The following is a 2,583-nucleotide window of genomic DNA, read 5'->3' on the forward strand; positions in this document are numbered from 1 at the left end:
TGATAGCCAGCGCGCCGACGATATCGGCGCGGCTGATGCCGATGTACGTGTCCGCGTGCGCGGGCCAGTACCCCGAAATCCGGCTGTTCGTGCGGGACAACGTCCAGGCTGATGGCCTGGAGCAGATCCGGGCCGGGGCGGTCGACTTTGGCGTGCTGATCGATCCGATGGCGCATGAAGGGCTGACGATCGCGCCGCTGGCAACCGATCCATTCTGCTTTGTCTGTCGGCGTGATCATCCGCTGGCCGATGCGGAGTCAGTCCCCTGGAGCGCGCTGCACGGCGAGCGCCTTGTGCTGCTGGACTTTGCGTCAGGCAGCCGGCCGCTGATCGACCGGATCTTCGCCCGGCACGGCGTGTCGCCGGAGGTGGTGCAGGAGCTTGGGCACTCGGCCAGTGTGTTCGGCATGGTGGAAGCGGGGATCGGCGCGTCGGTGCTGCCGTCGTTTTCGCTGCCATTGCCGGCGGCTTCCCCGCTGGTGTCCAGGCCGCTGACACCGCGCGAGGAACGCCGCATCGTGATGGTCCGCCGCGAGGACCGCTCACTCTCGCCGGCCGCGGCGGCCGTCTGGCACATGGTCCAGACGATGCCGATTCCGGCGGAAGCTGTCGCTTACTAAGCGCTTTAGCGGTGGATGGATGGGGCTACTCGCGGGGCGAGGCGGTGACCATCACGGCCTCCAGCGCGAAACTGCCATCGGGCTGCACGTGATAGCGGTCGCGAACTTCGGCCGGAGCCTTTTCCCACAGGTGGCGGATCGCGGCCACGGCCACCTCCGGCGTGCGCATGCGGGCGACCCAGCTACTGAATTCGATGTCGATGCGCCAGGCCGGCGATACCTCCACGTGGAATCCAGCCGTCTCGAACATCTCTGCCCAACGGGTCGGCGTGTAGTCGCGGATATGTGAAGGGTCTCGCAGCAATTCGACCGATTGCAGCCATGTGTCGCAAAGCGGGTCCTCGGCACCGACGATATCGATCAGCACCACCTTGCCGTTCGGCTTCACCACACGCCGGATCTCGCGCAGCGCGGCGGGAACGTCGCGCCAATGGTGGGCGCTCATGCGCGAGACCACGGCGCAGAAGCTGGCATCGTCGAATGGCAATTGCTCGGCCGTGCCCTGCTGCGTCCTGACGTTGGTCAGGCCGCGATCCCGGGCTGCGCCCGCCACAACGTCAAGCATCTCCGCCGACAGGTCGTAAGCCACCACTTCGTTGGCAACCGTTGCCGCGGCGAAGCTTGCGTGCCCGGCACCGCAGCCGAGGTCGAGCACGCGGCTATGCGCCACCGGCTTCAGGTGAGCCAGCGCTTGCTTGAGTTGTTCGAGATCGGCGCCCTGGGCATGAACGGCGCTGGTCAGGTAGGCATTGGCGGTGGCGCCGAACTGGGCGGCGACGAGTTCCTGTTGTTGCATGGGGTGCCTCGATTCTTGTCGGGGATGGTGGTGGGGATTGCCCGGGTCCGGGGGTTCACGTACTGTAGGCGGCGTGTTTTCCCGGTACAAGTCACAGATTTATCCTGGTATAAGAGCCACCAGCCATGCCAATCGATACTGCCCATGCCAGTCGTGAAACCGAACTTGGCGCGTTCCTGCGTAGCCATCGCGAGCGGCTGTTACCTGGCGATGTTGGTCTGCCGCCCGGTCGCAGGCGGCGCACGCCGGGATTGCGTCGCGAGGAAGTCGCGCAGCTTTCGGGGCTTAGCGCAACGTGGGTGACCTGGCTGGAGCAGGGGCGTCAGGTGGCGATGTCGGCGCGCGCGCTGGAGAGCCTGGCGCAGGCGTTGCGCCTGTCGCGTGCGGAACGGTCCTACCTGTTTGCACTGGCCGGCAAGCCCGAGCCGCGCCAGGATGCGGAACCGGCCGTGCCATCTGCATTGCTGGCCAGCGTTCAGGCGATCTCGGGGCCAGCCTATCTGCTGGATCGGCAATGGACTGCGAGAGCGTGGAATGATGCGGCGGCGGATCTGTTCGTCGGCTGGCTCGATGCGCCAACGGCGGAACGCAATCTGCTGCGCGCGATGTTTCTGTCGCCGGCGCTGCAGACCCTTGTGGAAGACTGGCCGCATCGTGCGGCGCGGCTCGTGGCGGAGTTCCGCGTCCATAGCCTGCGCCACGCCGAAGATCCGCCGACGCGCGCGCTGATCGAGCAGCTTATCGAGGACAGCCCGGCATTCGCGGCGGCATGGCGCTCGCAGGATGTGGAGGAGCGGCAGGGCGGCCGGCGCGGGTTTCATCACCCGGCGCACGGCCTGGTCTACTTCGAGCAACTCACGCTGGTGCCCCCGGCCGCGCCGGGAATGATGCTGGTGATGCTGCTGCCTGAATTTCGCTAAACGCGCGCTAAATGCGATTTACTTCGGCTGCATCCGGATTGCGCCGTCCAGGCGGATGACCTCGCCGTTCATCATCGTGTTGCCGATGATCGACTGAACCAGCTTCGCGTATTCGGCGGGGCGGCCCAGGCGCGGCGGGAACGGCACCATCTTGCCGAGCGCATCCTGTACCTCCGGAGGCATGCCGAGCAGCATTGGCGTTTCGAACAGGCCCGGGGCAATCGTCATGCAGCGCACGCCGTCGCGC

At 66.4% G+C, this 2,583-nt stretch carries 3 protein-coding genes and 1 pseudogene; 2 read left to right on the plus strand and 2 right to left on the minus strand.

The features are described 5' to 3' along the window. Nucleotides 1-620, plus strand: a 620-nt coding sequence (locus B552_RS0124805; RefSeq protein WP_019451760.1) for a LysR substrate-binding domain-containing protein, incomplete at its 5' end; no start/stop codon positions are given. 25 nt (nucleotides 621-645) lie between these two features. Here B552_RS0124805 and B552_RS0124810 read toward each other — a convergent pair. Next, entirely contained in the window at nucleotides 646-1,416 is a 771-nt protein-coding gene (locus tag B552_RS0124810; RefSeq protein WP_019451761.1) for a class I SAM-dependent methyltransferase, read from the minus strand. 125 nt (nucleotides 1,417-1,541) lie between these two features. Here B552_RS0124810 and B552_RS0124815 point away from each other — a divergent pair, with 125 nt between their 5' ends. Then, on the plus strand, nucleotides 1,542-2,336 hold the full coding sequence (locus B552_RS0124815; RefSeq protein WP_019451762.1) for a helix-turn-helix transcriptional regulator: 795 nt from the start codon (nucleotides 1,542-1,544) through the stop codon (nucleotides 2,334-2,336). Nucleotides 2,337-2,354: 18 nt separating this feature from the next. On the opposite strand, the pseudogene B552_RS0124820 reads toward B552_RS0124815, so the two are convergent. Beyond that, nucleotides 2,355-2,583: pseudogene (locus B552_RS0124820) on the minus strand (3-hydroxyacyl-CoA dehydrogenase); the annotation flags it as partial.

The organism is Cupriavidus sp. BIS7, from assembly GCF_000292345.1.
Classification (GTDB): Bacteria; Pseudomonadota; Gammaproteobacteria; order Burkholderiales; family Burkholderiaceae; genus Cupriavidus.

Coding starts and splice junctions, on each gene's coding strand:
- B552_RS0124810 (WP_019451761.1), bottom strand. CDS start 1,416: ATGCAACAACAGGAACTCGTCGCCGCCCAGTTCGGCGCCACCGCCAAT.
- B552_RS0124815 (WP_019451762.1), top strand. CDS start 1,542: ATGCCAATCGATACTGCCCATGCCAGTCGTGAAACCGAACTTGGCGCG.